General features: G+C 67.3%; 9 protein-coding genes. 7 read left to right on the top strand and 2 right to left on the bottom strand.

Going from position 1 to position 18,970, the window contains the following annotated elements; all coding sequences use genetic code 11:
• Positions 1-235: 235 nt before the first annotated feature.
• The 3 genes from PVZ80_RS26535 (at position 236) to mnmH (ending at position 13,121) form a co-directional block, all read left to right on the top strand.
• Positions 236-10,777 (top strand): autotransporter-associated beta strand repeat-containing protein, encoded by a 10,542-nt coding sequence (locus tag PVZ80_RS26535; RefSeq protein WP_273864791.1) that lies wholly within the window; start codon positions 236-238, stop codon positions 10,775-10,777.
• Positions 10,778-10,983: 206 nt separating this feature from the next.
• The gene (gene selD / locus PVZ80_RS26540) at positions 10,984-12,018 is read left to right on the top strand and encodes a selenide, water dikinase SelD (RefSeq protein ID WP_273864792.1); all 1,035 of its coding nucleotides are present in this window, start codon (positions 10,984-10,986) and stop codon (positions 12,016-12,018) included.
• Entirely contained in the window at positions 12,018-13,121 is a 1,104-nt protein-coding gene (gene mnmH, locus PVZ80_RS26545) for a tRNA 2-selenouridine(34) synthase MnmH (protein ID WP_009048216.1), read from the top strand. Before selD ends, mnmH begins: the two co-directional genes overlap by 1 nt.
• Before the next feature lie 126 nt (positions 13,122-13,247).
• Here mnmH and PVZ80_RS26550 read toward each other — a convergent pair whose 3' ends face one another.
• Together PVZ80_RS26550 and PVZ80_RS26555 are read right to left on the bottom strand one after the other, a co-directional pair.
• On the bottom strand, positions 13,248-14,303 hold the full coding sequence (locus PVZ80_RS26550) for a permease (protein WP_273864793.1): 1,056 nt from the start codon (positions 14,301-14,303) through the stop codon (positions 13,248-13,250).
• A 207-nt stretch (positions 14,304-14,510) separates the two neighbouring features.
• Entirely contained in the window at positions 14,511-15,287 is a 777-nt protein-coding gene (locus tag PVZ80_RS26555; RefSeq protein WP_009043140.1) for an IclR family transcriptional regulator, read from the bottom strand.
• 168 nt (positions 15,288-15,455) lie between these two features.
• Here PVZ80_RS26555 and PVZ80_RS26560 point away from each other — a divergent pair, with 168 nt between their 5' ends.
• Genes PVZ80_RS26560 through PVZ80_RS26575 form a run of 4 tightly spaced genes read left to right on the top strand, consistent with a single transcriptional unit; the run spans position 15,456 to position 18,963 of the window.
• The gene (locus tag PVZ80_RS26560; protein ID WP_009048218.1) at positions 15,456-16,217 is read left to right on the top strand and encodes an ABC transporter substrate-binding protein; all 762 of its coding nucleotides are present in this window, start codon (positions 15,456-15,458) and stop codon (positions 16,215-16,217) included.
• 60 nt (positions 16,218-16,277) lie between these two features.
• Positions 16,278-16,934: an amino acid ABC transporter permease gene (locus PVZ80_RS26565; protein WP_009043142.1), complete on the top strand. Its 657-nt coding sequence runs from the start codon at positions 16,278-16,280 to the stop codon at positions 16,932-16,934.
• Positions 16,931-17,677, top strand: a complete 747-nt coding sequence (locus PVZ80_RS26570) for an amino acid ABC transporter ATP-binding protein (protein WP_273864794.1) — start codon at positions 16,931-16,933, stop codon at positions 17,675-17,677. The genes PVZ80_RS26565 and PVZ80_RS26570 overlap by 4 nt, the downstream gene beginning before the upstream one ends.
• Positions 17,674-18,963 (top strand): NAD(P)/FAD-dependent oxidoreductase, encoded by a 1,290-nt coding sequence (locus PVZ80_RS26575; protein WP_273864795.1) that lies wholly within the window; start codon positions 17,674-17,676, stop codon positions 18,961-18,963. The genes PVZ80_RS26570 and PVZ80_RS26575 overlap by 4 nt, the downstream gene beginning before the upstream one ends.
• Positions 18,964-18,970 lie beyond the last annotated feature (7 nt).

The raw sequence follows: 18,970 nt of genomic DNA on the forward strand, positions 1-18,970 counted from the left end.
AGGATTTGATAAGTTTTTCCGAAGTTTTATCGGTCAATTCTTACCATAGTATTAATGCTATTTAATCCCGCGGTTTCGTCTCTGCCCCCGCGAAGCTCGTCTACGTTTCTGGCACGGAGCAATTTTCGCCACGGTCAGGTATTCGAAGTCAGTGCGTATCGATTCAGGACGTTGCTGAGCGAGCAGTACACGCATTCATGGATGAACGGCTTGGCCCCTTAGCAAGGAGTTGAGCGTGGACAAAGTTCAGGTCAGGGACGCCGTCAATCATCTTTCCCCCCTCTCTTTGGCAGTTCGCCTGGGTCTTACCGGGTTGTTGCTCAGCCTGGTCAGCCCCTCGGCCATGGCCACCTGTTCCACCGTCGGCAGCGTGGTGACCTGTACCGGGGTGCCGGGCCTGCCGCTGTTTCTCAACGACTTTTCCAGCGCCACCGACGGCCTGACGGTCAACGTCAACAGCGGCGCGCAGATGAACGCGACCCTGGGCGGCAAGGTGCTGAACCTGACCGGCAGCACCATCACCCTGAACAACGCCGGGACCATCGACCCGGCGCTGCTGGGGCTGGTCTCGGTGTTGAGCGGCGGGGCCTTTATTGGCAACGGCGCGGCGGGTGTGGTCAACGTCACCAACACCGTCACCGGGATCATGCGCGGTACCGGGCAATTGCTCGGCCTGAACCTGAGCAGCCTGGACGGCGCCGCGCTGAACATCAACAACGGTGCCGGCGGCACCACCACCATCGTCAACGACGGCACCATCACCTCGACCGGCCTGTCGCTGCTCAGCGTGACCCTGGCGGACACGCCGGTGGTGGCGGTGTATGGCGGTTCCCAGGTGAACATGACCAACAACGGCACGCTGCAAGGCCGGGTCGCCTTCGAGAGTTCCAGCGGCGGCAACACCTTCCTCAACACCGGCACCATCCAGGGCGGGGTGTCGATGGGGGTGAACAGCACCAACACCTTCACCGCGGTCACCGGTTCCAGCGTCAGCGTCGGCGATGGGATCAACATCAGCCTCGGCCTCGGTGGCCTGCCGGGGATCGACCTGACATTCGCCCCCACCGGCAAGGTCGACGGCGGCGCGGGCGGTACCAATACCCTGATCCTGCAGAACACCCTCGGCCCGGGCGGCGGCACCAGCGGCAGCGGCACGCTGTCGAGCGACAACTACATCAACTTCAACAACCTCACGCTCAACAGCGGTACCTGGACCCTGCAGGGAGCACTGGTCAGCGGCAGCACCACCCTCAACGGCGGCATCGCCCAGTTCGATAACAGCGGCACCTTCGGCAGCGGGGTGCTGACCAGCAATGGCGGGATCCTGCAGGCCAGTACCGGCGGCCTGACCCTGAGCAACCTGGTGACCCTGGGCGCCGGCGGCCTGACCGTGCAGGGCGGCAACGACTTGAGCCTGGCCGGGGTGATATCCGGCACTGGCGGCCTGACCAAGAGCGGCGCCGGCCAGTTGAGCCTCGACGGGGCCAACACCTACAGCGGCAACACCAGCATCAGCGCCGGCTCCGTGCAACTGGGCAACAACCTGGCCTTCGGCAGCGGCACGCTGAGCATCGATGGCGCGGCCACGCTGTCGACGCCCGGCACCATCACCCTGAACAACCTGGTCAGCCTCAACAACAGCATGATCGCCACCGGCGCCGGCAGCCTGACCCTGGCGGGGCTGATCAGCGGCAGCGGCGGGCTCACCAAGAGCGGCACTGGCAGCCTGGCCCTCAACGGCATCAACAGCGGTTATTCCGGCACCACCACCCTGGCCGCCGGTACCCTCAGCGTGGGCAACGACAATGCCTTGGGCAGCGGCGGACTGACCGTGAGTGGCAGCGCCAGCCTGGACAGCAGCGCCGCGGTGAACCTGAGCAACGCGGTGACCCTGAACGCCAACCTGACCACCCTCGGCAGCAATGCCCTGACCCTGGGCGGGGGGCTGTCCGGCACCGGCGGGTTGATCAAGAACGGTAGCGCGGACCTGACCCTGAGCAGCGCCAACACCTACTCGGGCGGCACCTCGCTCAATGGCGGCAAGCTGCTGGTGGGCTCCGGCACCGCCCTGGGCAGCGGCGCCCTCAACGCCGGCGCGGGCACCACCCTGGATGCCACCACGGCGCTGAGCCTGGGCAACGCCATCAACCTCATCGGCAACCTGACCCTGGGCGGCACCCAGGCCCTGACCCTGGGCGGGGTGATCAACGGCGCCGGCGGGTTGATCAAGGACGGGGCCGCGGCCCTGACCCTGAACGGCGTCAACGGCTACCTGGGCGATACCGCCCTCAACAGCGGCTCGCTGATTCTCGGCTCGAACACCGCGCTGGGCCTCGGCGCCCTGAACGCCGCCGCCGGCACCACCCTGGATGCCAATACCGCGGTGACCCTGGGCAACAGTCTGAACCTGGCCGGCAACCTGAACCTCGGCGGCAGCGCTGACCTGACCCTGAACGGCGTGGTCGGCGGCAGCGGCGGCCTGACCAAGAACGGCACGGCCAGCCTGATCCTCAACGGCGCCAACACCTTCCTCGCCGGCACCACCCTCAATGGCGGCACCCTGACCCTGGGCAACGCCGGCGCGCTGGGCAGCGGCGCCCTGACCGTGGGCGGCGCGGCGACCCTGGACAATACGGCCGGCATCAGCCTGAGCAACGACGTCACGCTCAATGCCGACCTGACCCTGGCCGGCAGCAATGCCCTGACCCTGGACGGTCTGGTCAGCGGTACCAGTGGGCTGATCAAGAACGGTACGGCCGACCTCACGCTCAACGGCGCCAACACCTTCCAGGGTGGTACCACCCTCAATGCCGGGGGGCTGATCCTGGGCAGCGGCACGGCGCTGGGCAGCGGTGCCCTGACCGTAGGCGGCGCCAGTACCTTGAGCGGCAGCGGCGCGCTGACCCTGAACAATGCTGTGCACCTCAACGCCAACCTGACGCTGGACGCCAGCAACGCCCTGGTGCTGGGCGGGGTCATCGACGGTACCAGCGGCCTGATCAAGAACGGCACCTCAAGCCTGACCCTGAGCGGCAACAACAGCTACCAGGGCACTACCGCGCTGAATGCCGGCTCGCTGATCGTCGGTTCCAATACCGCCCTGGGCAGCGGAGCGCTGAATGCCGCCGCCGGCACCACCCTCGATGCCAGTGCCGCGGTCAGCCTCGGCAATAACCTGAACCTGGGCGGCAACCTGACCCTCGGCGGCACTCAGGACCTGACCCTGGGCGGGGTGATCAACGGCGTCGGCGGGCTGATCAAGAACGGCGCGGCCGACCTGACCCTCAATGGCGCCAACGGTTATCTGGGCAACACCGCGCTCAATGCCGGCACGCTGATCGTCGGGGCCAACGGCGCCCTTGGTGCTGGCGCGCTGAACGCGGCCGCGGGCACCACGCTGGATGCCAATACTGCCGTCACCCTGGGCAACCAGGTGAACCTGGCCGGTGCCTTGAATATTGGTGGCAGCGCCGACCTGACGCTGTCCGGCGCAGTCAACGGCGCGGGCAGCCTGGTCAAGGACGGCAGCGCCAACCTGGTGCTCAATGGCAGCAATGGCTTCCTTGGCGGCACCACGTTGAATGCCGGCACCCTGACGGTCGGCGCCGACGCGGCGCTGGGCCTCGGCGGCTTGACCGTCGGCGGCGCGGCGACGCTGGACAGCAATGCCTCGGTGACCTTGAACAATGGCGTGACACTGAATGCCAACCTGACCCTCGGCGGCAGCAACGGCCTGACCCTGGACGGCGTGGTCAGCGGCACCGGTGCGCTGATCAAGAACGGCGCGGGCGAGCTTGCGCTCAACGGCGTCAACCTCTTCGCCGGTGGCACCAGCCTGAATGCCGGCACCCTGACCCTGGGCAATGCCGCGGCATTGGGCAGCGGCGCCCTGACCGTGGGCGGCGCGGCCACCCTGGACAACAGCGCGGCCTTGACCCTGGGCAACGACATTGCGCTCAACGCCGACCTGAGCATCGCCGGCAACAACAACCTGACCCTGGGCGGGGTGGTCAGCGGCGGCGGGGCCCTGATCAAGAACGGCCTGGGCGACCTCGCCCTGTCGGGCAACAACAGCTTTACCGGCGCCCTGAACATCAACGCCGGTAGCGTCAGCACCCTGAGCAGCGGCGCCCTGGGCAACACCTCGGGGGCCAACGTCAGCGCCGGGGCCAGCCTGAACCTGGGGGCCGACAGCAGCCTGGCGAGCCTGACCGGCAGCGGCGGGGTGCAGATCGGCGCGGGCGTCACCCTGAGCGTCGGCGGCGTCAGTTCCAGCAGTACCTTCGACGGCAGCCTGAGCGGCAGCGGCGGCCTGACCAAGGTCGGCAGCGGCACCCTCGACCTCACCGGGATCAACGGCATCACCGGCAATACCCAGGTCAACGGCGGCACCCTGAGTGTCAGCGGCTCCCTGGGCAGCGCCAACGTCGGCGTCGCCAGCGGCGCGACCCTGACCGGCAGCGGCTCGTTGCTGGGCACGCTGAACGTCGCCGATGGCGGTCACCTGGCCTTGAGCTCGGGCAGCACCCTTGCGACGGGCGGGCTGGTCCTCGGTGGCAACGCCAACCTCGACGCCAGCCTCGGCGCACCGTCCACCACCTCGCTGCTCGATGTCGGCGGCAACCTGACCCTCGACGGCAAGCTGAATGTCACCGACGCCGGTGGCTTCGGCGTGGGCGTGTACCGCTTGATCAACTACACCGGCAGCCTGGTCGACCTCGGGCTGGACATCAACAGCGTGCCGGTCGGGTTCAGCCTCGGCGACCTGCAGGTGCAGACCTCGGTGGGCAACCAGATCAACGTGCTGGTGGCCGCGCCTAACGTCAATATCCGCTTTTGGGACGGCAGCCAGACCGTCGCCAACGGCAGCGTCGACGGCGGCAGCGGTACCTGGAGCAGCGCCGGCAGCAACTGGACGTCGGCCGACGGCTTGCTCAACCAGGCCTGGGCTGGCGATTTCGGGATCTTCCAGGGCACCGCGGGCACCGTCACCGTCGATGGCGCCCAGACCTTCACCGGCCTGCAATTCACCACCAGTGGCTACAACCTGGTGGCGGGCACCGCCGGCGCGCTGACGGCGATCAACGGCACCGGTGGCAACACTGCGCTGCGGGTCGACCCGGGCGTCACCGCGACTATCGGCGTAGGCATCAACGGCAGCGGCACCCTGGCCAAGCTCGACGCCGGCACCCTGGTGCTCAATGGCGCCAACACCTACAGCGGTGGCACCTCGCTGAATGGCGGGACCCTGGTGGTCGGCAACAACTCGGCACTGGGTAGCGGCCAGTTGACCGCTGCCGCCGGCACGACCCTGGACAGCAACGCCGCGGTCAGCCTGGCCAACGCGGTCACCCTCAACGGCAACCTGACGGTGGCCGGCAGCAATGACCTGGCCCTGAACGGCGCCATCGGTGGCACCGGTGGCCTGATCAAGAGCGGTAGCGCCGACCTGACCCTGGGCGGCAACAACAGCTACCTGGGCCCGACCGCATTGAACGCCGGCGGCCTGATCCTGGCGTCCAACACGGCGCTGGGCAGTGGCGCACTGAACGCCGCTGCCGGCACCACCCTGGATGCCAGCAGCCCAGTCAGCGTGAGTAACGCGGTGAACCTGGCCGGCAACCTGGGCATCGGCGGTAGCGCCGACCTGACCCTCGCCGGGTCGATCAACGGCACCGGCAGCCTGAGCAAGGACGGCAGCGCCAACCTGACCCTCAACGGCGCCAACGGTTTCCTCGGCGGCACCACCCTCAATGCCGGGACCCTGACCCTGGGCAATGCCGCGGCCTTGGGCCTGGGCAACCTGACGGTGGCCGGCGCCTCCACCCTGGACAGCAATACCGGCCTGACCCTGGGCAACAACCTGGCATTGAACGCCGACCTGACCCTCGGCGGCAGCCAGGCCCTGACCCTGGGCGGGCTGGTCAGTGGCAGCGGGGAACTGGTCAAGGACGGCACGGCCAACCTGACCCTCAACGGCGTCAACACCTACCAGGGCGGCACCACCCTGAACGCTGGAGGCCTGACCCTGGGCAATGCGGCGGCCCTGGGCAGCGGGGCCTTGACGGTGGCGGGCAGCGCGACCCTGGACAACAGCGCGCCACTGATCCTGGGCAACGACCTCAACCTGAATGCCGGGCTGACGCTGGCGGGCAGCGCCGACCTGACCCTGGCCGGCACCCTGGCCGGCAGCGGCACCCTGACCAAGAACGGCGCGGCCGACCTGACCCTCAGCGGCAGCAACACCTTTGGCGGCCAGTTCAATGTGGCAGCCGGCAGCCTGAGCACCCTGGGCGGTTCGGCGCTGGGCAACAATGCCGGGGTCAACCTGGCCAGCGGCACCCAGCTCAACCTCGGTGGTTCGGCCAGCCTCGCCAGCCTGACCGGCAGCGGTACGGCGCAGGTGGGCGCGGGCAGCACCCTGAGCATCGGCGGCACTAACCTGAGCAGCACCTTCGACGGCAGCCTGAGTGGCAGCGGCCTGCTGAGCAAACTCGGCAGCGGCACCCTGACCCTGAGCGGCAGCAACGCCCTGACCGGCGACACCAGCGTCAATGCCGGCACCCTGAACGTCAGCGGCTCCCTGGCCAGCGCCAATGTGGTGGTCAACAACAGCGGCACCCTGACCGGCACCGGCAGCCTGAGCGGCGCGGTGACGGTGGCCGACGGCGGCCATCTGAGCCTCGGCAGCGGCAACAGCCTGACGCTGGGTTCGCTGGTGCTGGCGCCGAATGCCAACCTGGATGTCGGCCTGGGTACGCCGGTGGCGGGGGGCGGGACTTCGCTGCTCAACGTCGGCGGCAACCTGACCCTCGACGGCACGCTCAACGTCAGCGATATCGGTGGCTTCGGCAGCGGCGTGTATCGCCTGATCAACTACACCGGCAGCCTGACCGACAACGGCCTGGTGGTCGGCAGCGTGCCGGGCAGCGTGGTGCCGGGCGACCTGCAGGTGCAGACCGCGGTGGGCAGCCAGGTCAACCTGCTGGTGACCGCGCCCAACACCCTCGTGCAGTTCTGGGACGGCGGCCAGCTGACCGGCAACGGCGCCATCGACGGCGGCAACGGCACCTGGGCCAGCGGCACCAGTAACTGGACCAATGTCGATGGCACCCTCAATCAGGCCTGGGGCAACAGCTTTGCGGTGTTCCAGGGCGCGGCCGGCAACGTCACGCTCAACGGCACGCAAAGCATCACCGGCATGCAGTTCGTCACCGACGGCTACAGCCTGATCGATGGCACATCCGGCACGCTGAACGCGGTCAACGGCGCCACCGGCAATACGGCGATCCGCGTCGACCCGAACGTCACCGCCACCCTCGGTGTGGCCATCAACGGCGCCGGCACCCTGGCCAAGCTCGACAGCGGCACCCTGGTGCTCAATGGCAGCAATGGCTACACCGGCGGCACCGCGTTCAATGGCGGCACCTTGGTGGTGGGCAGCAACAGCGCCCTGGGCAGCGGTGTGCTGACCGCGGCCAACGGCACCACCCTGGACAGCAACGGCGCGGTCAGCCTAGGCAACGCGGTAGTGCTGAACGGCGGGTTGAAGGTGGCCGGCTCCAACGACCTGACCCTGGCGGGCGTGGTCAGCGGCAGCGGCAGCCTGATCAAGAACGGCGCGGCGAACCTGACCCTCGACGGCAGCAACAGCTATCAGGGCGGCACCCAGCTCAACGGCGGCGAGCTGACCCTGGGCAACAACACAGCCATCGGCAGCGGCGCCTTGAGCGTCGGCGGCAACGCCCAGCTCGACAGCAGCACAGCCTTGCAGCTGGCCAACGCCATCAACCTGGGCGCCCAGCTGACCCTGGCCGGCACCCAGGACACCACCCTCGGCGGCGCCCTCGGCGGCAGCGGCAGCCTGGTCAAGAATGGCAGCGGTGCCTTGCTGCTGACTGGTGCCAATACCTACACCGGCGGCACCACCCTCAATGGCGGCAGCACCACCGGCGATACCTCCAGCCTCAAAGGCGCGATCCTCAACAACGCAGCGCTGACCTTCGCCCAGAACAGCGACGGCACCTACAGCGGCAACCTCAGCGGTAGCGGCACCCTGACCAAAAGCGGCACAGGCGAATTGTTGCTGACCGGCAGCAACGGCTTCACCGGCACCACCAGCGTGCAAGCCGGCTCGCTGCGGGTCGACGGCACCTTGAGCAGCGCCACGGTGAATGTCGCCTCCGGCGCGGCCATTGGTGGCAGTGGGGAAATCGGCGGGACGCTGCAACTGGCCAGCGGCGCCACCCTGAGCGCCGGCGGCGCCGCCACGCCGTTGTCGGTGGGCGCCTTGAACCTGGCCTCCGGGACGACGCTGGACTTCACCCTGGGGCAAGTCGGCAGTTCGACCACGGTGGTCGATGTGGCGGGCAACCTGACCCTCGACGGCACCCTCAATGTCACCAATGGCGGCGGCTTCGGCGTTGGTATCTACCAGTTGTTCCGCTACGGCGGCAGCCTGACCGACAACGGCCTGGTCTACGGCGCGCTGCCAACGGGCGTGCTGCCTGAGAGCCTGACGTTACAGACCGCGCTGGCCAACCAGGTCAACCTGCTGGTGCAGGGCACACCGGGTGAAGTGCAGTTCTGGAACGGTGGCAAGACCACCGCCGACGGCAGCATCACCGGCGGCAGTGGTACCTGGGGCCCGGGCACCAACTGGACCGACCCGAACGGCACCCAGAGCCTGGATTCCAACAATCAGTTCGCGGTCTTCGGCGGGCAGGGCGGCACGGTCACCGTGGTCGGCAACCAGGGCTTCACCGGCCTGCAATTCCTCGACGCCGGCTACAGCCTGGTCGCCGGGGAGGGCGGCAGCCTGAGCCCGACCAATGCCGCCGATGGCACCCTGGCCGCGGTGCGGGTCAACGCCGATGTGACGGCGCAGATCGATGCGCCGCTGGTGGGCAGTGGCGGGATCAACAAGCTCGACGCCGGCACCTTGCTGCTGACCGGTGCCAATACCTACACCGGCGGTACCACCGTCAGTGGCGGCACCCTGGCCGGTACTACCAGCAGCCTGCAAGGACGCATCCTCAACAACGCGCGCCTGCTGTTCGTGCAGAACAGAAACGGTCGTTTCAATGGCGTGCTCAGTGGCACCGGCAGCCTGGTCAAGCAGGGCAGCGGCCTGTTGCTGCTCTCCGGCGCCCAGCCGTTCAGCGGCCCAGTCGCGGTGGAGCAGGGCGAGTTGCAGGTCGGTGATCGCAGTACGCCGAGCGTGTTCGCCGGGCAGGTCACGGTGGCCAATGGCGCCGCCCTGAGTGGCAACGGCAGCGTCGGTTCGCTGGACAACCACGGCCTGACCCAGTCCGGTGGCGCCGCCGGGGCCCTGAGCGTGGCGGGTAACCTCAGCAACGCCGCGGACGGTGTGCTGGACCTGACCGTGACGTCGCCTACCGGCACCGTGCTCGCCGTGGGCGGGACCGCTACCCTCGGCGGCGGTCTGCAAGTGCGCTCGCTGGCGCCTTACACCGGCAACACCACCTACTCGCTGATCACCGCCGGTGGCGGGGTCAACGGGACCTTCAGCAGCACCCGCCTGCCGTCCCTGGCCTTCCTCGACACCGCGCTGGTGTATGGCCCCAACCAGGTCGGCCTGGCGGTCAGTCGCAACCAGACCTCCTTCGCCGAAGTGGCGGCCACCCCCAACCAGCGGGGTGTCGCCAGGGCCCTGGAGAGCTACACCGGCGCCGAAGGCTCGGGCGCTGACGTGCTCAACGATCAGGTCATCAACCTGGATCGTGCCTCGGCCCGCGCGGCGTTCGACAGCCTGTCGGGCGAGATCCACGCCAGTACCGCCAGCTCGCTGCTCGAGGACTCGCGCCATGTGCGCGATGCCCTCAACGACCGCATGCGCCAGCCCGGCTGCGGTACCGAGGAGGATGAGCTGCGGCGCACCCTGGCGCCTGGGGAGGCCCGTTTGAGCCGCGAAGGCTGCCAGGGCCAGGACGAGATGGTCGGCTGGCTGCGAGTGCTCGGTTCCTGGGGCGACATGGAAGGCGACAGCAACACCGCCGGCCTGGATCGCAACCTGTCCGGCTTCATGCTCGGCACCGACCGCCAGCTCGGCGACCAGTGGCGTGGTGGCGTGGCAGCCGGCTATACCCACAGCGATATCGATGCGCAGCGGCGCCAGTCCGATGCCACGATCAACAGCACCCACCTGGCGGCCTACCTCAACTCCCAGCATGACGCCCTGGCGGTCCGCCTCGGCGCGGCCTACAGCTGGCACCGGATCAGCACCAAGCGCAACGTCAGCGTCGGCAGCTACAACGATCGCCTGAAAGCCAACTACGACGCGCGCAGTGCCCAGGTGTTCGGTGAGGTCGGCTATGCCCTGGAAGCGGCGGGCGTGGCGCTGGAGCCCTTCGTCGGCCTGGCCTATGTCAACTACGACAGCGATACCGGCCGGGAAAAAGGCGGCGCTGGACGCCTGAGCGCCAAGTCGAGCCAGGACATCACCTTCTCCACGGTGGGCCTGCGGGCCGGCAAGCGCATCACCCTGGGTAACGGTTCGCAGATCACACCGCGCGCCGCCCTGGGCTGGCGCCATGCCTACGGCGATACCAAGCCCGATGCCGACCTGACCTTTATCGAGGGGGGCGGCTCGTTCACCACCCAGGGCGTGCCGATCGCCAAGGACAGCGCCCTGGTCGAGGCCGGCCTGGACTACCAGATCAGCCCCACGGGCAAACTGGGCATCGGTTACTCGGGCCAGCTATCCCACGACAACCGCGACCATGCGATGACCCTCAGCTTCACCCTCGGTTTCTGATCACCACCGAGGTTTCTTGCAACCGCCCGAAAGGGCGGTTTTTTTTGCCGCTAGCTTGCGGGCCGGATCGATTGGAGGGCAGGCAGGCGGCGCCGGTGGTCGATGGCTCAGGACACGCTCAGCGCGCAGGGCTCTCTATTAGCGCCGAGGGCTCAGCGCTGAAGGCTCTGCTAGAATCGCCGCTCCATGACTTTCAGAGGTGCCCCATGAGCGAGCCGATTCGCCTGACCCAGTACAGCCACGGCGCGGGTTGCGGTTGCAAGATTTCTCCCCAGGTCCTGGAGGTGATTCTGGCCGGCAGCGGCGCGCAGAACCTCGACCCGAAACTCTGGGTCGGCAATGCTTCGCGCGACGACGCGGCGGTGTACGCCATCGATGAAGAGCGCGGCGTGGTCTCGACCACCGACTTTTTCATGCCGATCGTCGACGACCCGTTCGACTTCGGCCGCATCGCCGCCACCAATGCCATCAGCGACATCTACGCCATGGGTGGCGATCCGTTGATGGCCATCGCCATCCTCGGCTGGCCGGTGAATGTGCTGGCGCCGGAAGTCGCCCGCGAGGTGATTCGTGGCGGCCGCGCGGTGTGCGACGCGGCCGGCATTCCCCTGGCCGGTGGCCATTCGATCGACGCGCCGGAACCGATCTTCGGCCTGGCCGTCACCGGCCTGGTGGAAAAGCGCCACATGAAGCGCAACGACACCGCCACCGCCGGTTGCCTGCTGTACCTGACCAAACCCCTGGGCATCGGCGTGCTGACCACGGCCGAGAAGAAGGGCAAGCTGCGCAGCGCCGACGTCGGCCTGGCCCGTGACTGGATGTGCACCCTGAACAAGCCCGGCAGCCGTTTCGGCAAGCTCGACGGCGTGACCGCGATGACCGACGTCACCGGTTTCGGCCTGCTCGGGCACCTGGTGGAAGTGGCCGACGGCAGCAACCTGACCGCGCGCATTCACTACGACCGCGTGCCGCGCCTGCCTGGGGTCGAGTACTACCTGGACCAGGGCTGCGTGCCAGGCGGCACCCAACGCAATTTCGACAGCTACGCCAACAAGCTCGGGCGTATCCAGGCCCTGCACAAGCTGGTGCTGTGCGACCCGCAGACCAGCGGCGGGCTGTTGATCGCTGTCACTCCCGAGGGCAATGCGGCCTTCATCGCGCTGGCCGCCGAACTGGGCCTGGAGCTGGCGCCGATCGGTGAGCTGGTGGAACGACAGAGCAACGCGGTCGAGGTGATCTGATGCCCATCGATATCACCGACTACCGCGAAATCTTCCTCAACGACCGGCCGATGATGGATACCCGCGCGCCGATCGAGTTCGCCAAGGGCGCCTTTCCCGGCGTGGTCAACCTGCCGCTGATGACCGACCACGAACGGCAGCGGGTCGGTACCTGCTACAAGCAGCAGGGCCAGCAGGCGGCGATCGTCCTCGGCCATCAACTGGTGTCCGGGGCGATCAAGGCCGAACGCATCCAGGCCTGGGCCGACTTCGCCCGGGCCCATCCAGACGGCTACCTGTACTGCTTCCGCGGCGGCCTGCGTTCGCAGATCGTCCAGCAGTGGCTCAAGGACGAGGCCGGCATCGACTATCCGCGGGTCGGCGGCGGCTACAAGGCCATGCGTACCTTCCTGCTCGACACCCTCGAGGGCGCGGTGGCCGAGTGTGATTTTGTCCTGCTCGGCGGCATGACCGGCATCGGCAAGACCGAGGTGCTCCATCAGTTGGCCAACGGCCTGGACCTGGAAGGCCACGCCAACCATCGCGGCTCCAGTTTCGGCAAGCGCGCCAGCGGCCAGCCGTCGAACATCGACTTCGAGAACCGCCTGGCGGTGGACATCCTGAAAAAGCGCGAGCGCGGCATCGCCGGGTTCGTGCTGGAAGACGAGAACCGCATGATCGGCAGCTGCGCCTTGCCGTTGCCGCTGTACCAGGGCATGCAAAGTTTTCCCATGGTCTGGCTGGAGGACGGCCTGGAGGGGCGGATCGAGCGGATCCTGCGCGACTACGTGATCGACCTGTGCGCGGAGTTCGTCGCGGTGCATGGCGAGGACGGCTTCGCACGGTTTTCCGAGCGCCTGCTGGAAAGCCTGAACAACATCCGCAAGCGCCTCGGTGGCGAGCGTCACCAGCGCCTGTACCAGCTGCTGGAGGCCGCCCTGGCCGAGCAGGCCCGCAGCGGCAGCGTGGACCTGCACCGGGCCTGGATCGAAGGGTTGCTCAAGGAATATTACGACCCGATGTATGCCTTCCAGCGCGAAAGCAAGGGCGCGCGCATCGAGTTTGTCGGCGAGCAGGCGGCGGTGCTGGAGTATTTGCGCGAACGGGCTCGCCAGCAGGGTTGAGTCGATAGAAGGGCGGGGCCTTTGGCCCCATCGCGAGCAAGCTCGCTCCTACAGGGTTCCGCGCCGTCCATGTAGGAGCGAGGCTTGCCCGCGATGACGTCCATGCAGACGCCATCGAACTTCTGGTTACAACAACGCCGCGCCAATCAACCCGCACACCACGCCAATCAGCATGGTCAGGCCGGCCACGGTCACCAGCACCCGCGCGTCGAAATCCTTGCGCAGCATCAGCAGCGACGGCAGGCTGATGCTCGGCAGGGTCATCAGCAAGGCCACCGCCGGGCCGGTGCCCATGCCCAGGGTCATCATGGTCTGCACGATAGGGATTTCCGCGGCGGTGGGAATCACGAACAGTGTGCCGACAATCGCCAGCGGCACCAGCCACAGCAGGCTGTCGCCAATCGCGCCCTCGACGTGGGGGAACAGCCAGACCCGCGCGGCGCCCAGCACCAGCACCGCCAGCACATAGATCGGAATGGTGCTCCAGAACAGCTGCCACAGGCTGCGCGCCCAGCGGCTGAAGAAGGCGCCGTCGTTAGCCGTGCTGGCTTCGACCACGGCTTCCACCGCCGCCTCCGGCAATTGCTCGGGACGGGCAATGCGCTGGGCCACCAGCGACACCCCCAGCACCAGCACGATGCCCGCCACCAGGCGCAACGCGGTAAAGCCCCAGCCAAGGACAAAACCCATGAACACCAGGGTCGCCGGGTTGAGCACCGGGTTGGCGATCCAGAAGGCCAGCGCCGCACCGACCGAGACATTCTGCCGACGCATGCTCGCCGCCACGGGCGCGGCGCAGCAGGAGCACATCATGCCCGGCAGGGCGAACAGCCCGCCGCGCAGGGTCGAGCCGAAGCCGGCGCGGCCGAACAGGCGCAGCAGCCAGTCCCGCGGGATCAGCACTTGCAGCAGCGAGCCGAGGATCACCGCCAGCACCGCGGCTTTCCAGATCGCCAGGAAATACACCTGGGCATAGGCCAGGGCGGCGTTCAGCGGCGAGGAGGGCTGATCGTTGATGATCGAGGCGCCGATGCTGTGGCTGTCGGCGGCGATAAAGGCCTTGGCGTAGTAGGGCGACCACTTGACGAAGTAGAGGCCGACGCACGCCACCAGGACGAACAGGGCGGGTTTCCACCAGAACGACCAGCCCCGGACGGGGCTGGCAGGAGCAAGGCTGGACATGAACAATGATTCCGGGCAGTGACGTTAGGCCGCGAATCTTAGCCTACTCGCGCACCTGCGCGCCCCTGTAGCCGCTGCCGCAGGCTGCGATCGATCGCACAGCGGCCGTAAAGCCTCGCAACACGGAGTGCCGGGCCAAATCCCGGAATCCATGCCTGCGACCGCTGCGCTGTCGATCGCCGGCGCCTACAAAAGGCTCATGGCCACTCAGAGGGTACGAATCGAGGTGCGAATCGCCCGCGCGCACTCGATCACCGAGGGCGCCAGCTTGCGTTCGGCTTCTTCCAGGGTCCAGCGGCTGCTGGGGATCACCACGTGCACGGCGGCCACCGGCAGGCCCTGGCTGCCGATAATCGGCGCGGCGATGCTCATGTCGCCGAGAAACAGTTCTTCCTGGTTGAGGGCGTAACCGCGCTGGCGGGTGGCGACGATTTCCCCATGGATCGCGTCGATCCCGGTCAGGGTATGCCGGGTATGGGCCTGGCGGTCGCTGGCCTGGAGCATCGCCAGGGCTTCCTGGTCGGGCAGGGCGCTGAGGTAGGCGCGGCCGGAGCCGGTGCAGTACATCGGAATGCGGCTGCCGATGGGCATGTGGATCGGGATGAACTTGGGCGCCACGAAGCGCGCGACGTAGACCATGTCCAGGCCGTCGGGCTCGGTGAGGTTGGTGGTTTCGCCGGTGACCTGGGCCAGCTCGGCGAGGAACGGGTTGGCCACGTCCACCAGGGTGTCGGCGGCCAGGTAGTTGTAGCCGATCTCCATCACCCGCGGGGTCAGCTGGAAGCGTTTGGTCTGCGGGTGCTTACGCACGTAACCGAGCTGCTCCAGGGTATGGATCATGCGTTGCGCCGAGCTTTTGTTGATCTCGGCGGCCTCGGCGATTTCCGCCAGGTTCATGGTCCGTTGGGCGGCGTTGAAGGCGCGCAGGACCGCCAGGCCTTTTTCCAGCGACTGATTGAACAGGCTATTGGGGGTGTCGCTCATGGCGGTTCCTTTGGATTTTTTGTGTTTTAAATATCGATATTCGATATTTATAAATCTCTTTACGATTTTTGTAAATTGTTTATAGTCGGTTGCATGCCTCCTGCCCCACTTTCAGAGGCCAACCATCACGGACTTCAAACAATAAAATCGTCCAATGGGAGATTCGCCATGCAAAAGCGTTTTCGTGTCCTTGCATTGTGCTGCGCACTCAGCGCCGGCCTCGTCGGTTCCGCCAGTGCCGGCGCCGCGCCGGTGTACAAGGTCGGCGCCACCGCCACCGGCATTCCCTTCACCTTTCTCGACGTCAAGAGCCAGAGCATCGAAGGCATGATGATCGACGCCGCCCGGGCGGTGGGCCAGGCCGGCGGCTTCGAGGTGGACATCCAGCAGACCACCTTCGCCGCGCTGATCCCCTCGCTGACCTCGAACAAGATCGACATCATCTCCGCCGCCATGCTGCGCACCCCGGCGCGGGAGAAGGTGGTGCAGTACTCCAACCCGGTGTTCAGCTACGGCGAGGGGCTGATCGTGCGCGCCGACGACAACACCGCTTACACCCGCATGGAAGACTTCAAGGACCAGGTGGTTGGCGCCCAGGTCGGCACGGTGTTCATCGATGAGTTGAACAAGCGCGGGATCTTCAAGGAAGTGCGCGGCTACGACTCGATCCCCGACCTGCTGCGCGACCTGGCGCTGGGACGGATCAAGGCCGGTTTCGCCGACCGGCCGATCGTCGCCTACCAACTGGCCCAGGGCACCCAGAACAAGGTGCAACTGGTGAAAAGCTACCAGCCGGTGGTGATGGGCGATGTCTGCCTGATCGTGCGCAAGGGCGATGCGCAGACCCTGGACGAGGTCAACCGCGGCATCGCGGCGATCAAGGCCGACGGTTCCCTGGAGCGGATCATCGAGAAGTGGAAGCTCAACTGACCACCCCGCGGCCCGGCCGCCCGGCGGGGTCGCTTCACTCCTGATTGCGCAGGTCCTCCTATGTTTCTCCAGAACGCTCTGGACTTCCTCCCCATTCTGCTGAAAGGGGCGGTGGTCACCTTGCAGGTCACGGCCGGCTCCTTTGTGCTCAGCTCGCTGATCGGCCTGGTATTCGCCTTGATGATGGTGTCCAAGGTGCGCTCGATCTCGCTGTTCGCGATTGGCGTGGTCAACGTCATTCGCGGCCTGCCGATCATCGTGCAGCTGTTCTACATCTACTTCGTGCTGCCGGATTTCGGCATCCAGCTCACGGCCATGCAGGCCGGGGTGATCGGCCTGGGCATCGCCTACTCGGCGTACCAGGCGGAGAACTTCCGCGCCGGCATCCAGGCCATTCACCAGGGGCAGATCGAGGCGGCCGAATCCATCGGCATGCGCGGCGGCATGATCATGCGCCGGGTGGTCCTGCCCCAGGCCTTTCGCATCGCCTTGCCGCCCTACGGCAACACCCTGGTGATGATGCTCAAGGACTCCTCGCTGGTGTCCACCATCACCGTGGCCGAGATGACCCGCGCCGGTCAGCTCATCGCTTCCTCGACCTTCGAGAACATGACCGTCTACACCCTGGTGGCCTTGCTCTACCTGGCCCTGAGCTTGCCGTTGTCCTTTGCCCTGCGTCGCCTGGAGGCGCGCTTCAGCACCCGGAGAAAGTCATGATCGAGATCAAGGGCGTACACAAGAGCTTCGGCAACGTGGCGGTGCTCGAAGGCATCGACCTGAGCGTGCAGAGCGGGGAAGTGGTGTGCCTGATCGGGCCCTCGGGTTCCGGCAAGTCGACCCTGCTGCGCTGCATCAACGGCCTGGAAAGCTACGAGCAGGGCGACATCCTGGTCAGCGGCGAACGGGTCGACCGCCACGGCAAGACCATTCACCAGCTGCGCACCCAGGTGGCCATGGTGTTCCAGCGCTTCAACCTGTTCCCCCATCGCACCGCGTTGCAGAACGTCACCGAAGGGCCGATCTACGTGAAGAAGCAGAACTCGCAGCAGGCCCGGGAGCGGGCCGAGGCGCTGCTGGAAAAGGTCGGCCTGGCCCATCGCATGCACGCCTATCCGGACGAACTGTCCGGCGGCCAGCAGCAGCGGGTGGCGATCGCCCGGGCGCTGGCCATGGATCCGCAGGCAATCCTGTTCGACGAGCCGACCTCGGCGCTGGACCCGGAGCTGGTGGGCGAGGTGCTGGCGGTGATGCGCAAGCTCGCCGACGAAGGCATGACCATGATCGTCGTCACCCACGAAATGGGCTTTGCCCAGGACGTGGCGGACAAGGTGTGTTTCCTCCACAGCGGCAAGATCGTCGAGGCCGGGCCGGCGAAGCAGGTGCTGAGCGCGCCGCGCCATCCGCGCACCCAGGACTTCCTCAAGCGCCTGCTCAACCAGGGCGCGGAGGTGCAGGCATGAAGGCCGCCGAAACCTTGCGCCTGCCGCCTTCCTTGTGGGCCGCCACGGCGACGGCGGCGGTCGAGACCCCGGCGCTGGCCGAAGACCTGCGGGCCGACGTGGCCATAGTCGGCGCCGGTTACACCGGGCTGGTGACCGCGCTGCGCCTGGCCGAGGCCGGGGCCAGCGTCTGTGTACTGGATGCCGGGGAACCGGGCTGGGGTGCTTCCGGGCGCAACGGCGGGCAGGTGATTCCCGGGCTCAAGTACGACCCGGATCAACTGCTGGCCAGGTTCGGCCCGGCCCGCGCCGAGGCCATGCTGGAGGCGGCCGGCTCCGCGGCTGATGAAGTGTTCGCCCTGATCGAGCAGCATCGCATCGCCTGCGACGCGACGCGCAAGGGCTGGATTCAGCCGGCGTTTTCCGCCAGTTCCCTGCAGGCCATCGAACAGCGCGCCGAGCAGTGGCGCCGGCGCGGGGTGGCGGTGGAGTTGCTCGACCGCGCCGCCGTCGGTCGGCGCATCGGCAGCCAGAACTACCTCGGCGGCTGGGTCGATCCGCGTGCCGGCAGCCTGCACCCGCTGAACTATGCGCGCGGCCTGGCCAGGGTGGCGCAGCAGCAGGGCGTGCGGATTCACGGGCAGACTCGGGTCGAGGCTTTGCAACGCGAAGGCGGGCAGTGGCAACTGCGCACCGCCCAGGGCCATCGGGTCCAGGCCCAGCGCGTGGTGCTGGCGACCAATGGCTACACCGACGACCTGTGGCCACGGCTGCGGCAGACGGTGATTGCCGCCAACAGTTTCATCATCGCCACCCGCCCGCTGTCGGCCGAGCTGCGCCAGAGCATCTTGCCGAACGGCGAGGTGTGTTCCGACGCCCGGCGTCTGCTGCTGTATTTCAAGCAGGATGCCCAGGGGCGTCTGTTGCTGGGAGGGCGCGGGCCGTTTTCCGAACCGACTCACAGCGGCGACTGGCGTCATCTGGAGCGTTCGTTGCTGGGCTTGTTTCCGCAGTTGGCGGGGACGCCCATCGAGTATCGCTGGAGCGGGCGGGTGGCGTTGAACCAGAGTTTCCTGCCGCAGCTGCATGAGCCGCAGCCGGGGTTGTCGATCCTGCTCGGCTACAACGGTCGCGGCATCGCCTTGTCCACGGCCCTGGGCAAGCACCTGGCGGCGCGGGTGTCGGGGGCGAGCAGTGAATTTCCGTTTCCGGTGACGCCGATCCGGCCGATTCCGCTGCATGGCTTGCAGCGCCTGTACCTGGGGGCGGGGATCGCCTGGTACCGCCTGCTGGATGCCCTGCGCTGAGGGCGGT

The sequence above is a fragment of the Pseudomonas sp. B3G-3 genome (genome assembly GCF_028640915.1).
Taxonomy (GTDB): Bacteria; Pseudomonadota; Gammaproteobacteria; order Pseudomonadales; family Pseudomonadaceae; genus Aquipseudomonas; species Aquipseudomonas chlororaphis_I.

Bases quoted from the DNA above. Each gene is read 5' to 3' on its own strand.
- selD (WP_273864792.1), top strand. From the start codon at position 10,984: ATGAGCGAGCCGATTCGCCTGACCCAGTACAGCCACGGCGCGGGTTGC.
- mnmH (WP_009048216.1), top strand. From the start codon at position 12,018: ATGCCCATCGATATCACCGACTACCGCGAAATCTTCCTCAACGACCGG.
- PVZ80_RS26550 (WP_273864793.1), bottom strand. From the start codon at position 14,303: ATGTCCAGCCTTGCTCCTGCCAGCCCCGTCCGGGGCTGGTCGTTCTGG.
- PVZ80_RS26555 (WP_009043140.1), bottom strand. From the start codon at position 15,287: ATGAGCGACACCCCCAATAGCCTGTTCAATCAGTCGCTGGAAAAAGGC.
- PVZ80_RS26560 (WP_009048218.1), top strand. From the start codon at position 15,456: ATGCAAAAGCGTTTTCGTGTCCTTGCATTGTGCTGCGCACTCAGCGCC.
- PVZ80_RS26565 (WP_009043142.1), top strand. From the start codon at position 16,278: ATGTTTCTCCAGAACGCTCTGGACTTCCTCCCCATTCTGCTGAAAGGG.
- PVZ80_RS26570 (WP_273864794.1), top strand. From the start codon at position 16,931: ATGATCGAGATCAAGGGCGTACACAAGAGCTTCGGCAACGTGGCGGTG.
- PVZ80_RS26575 (WP_273864795.1), top strand. From the start codon at position 17,674: ATGAAGGCCGCCGAAACCTTGCGCCTGCCGCCTTCCTTGTGGGCCGCC.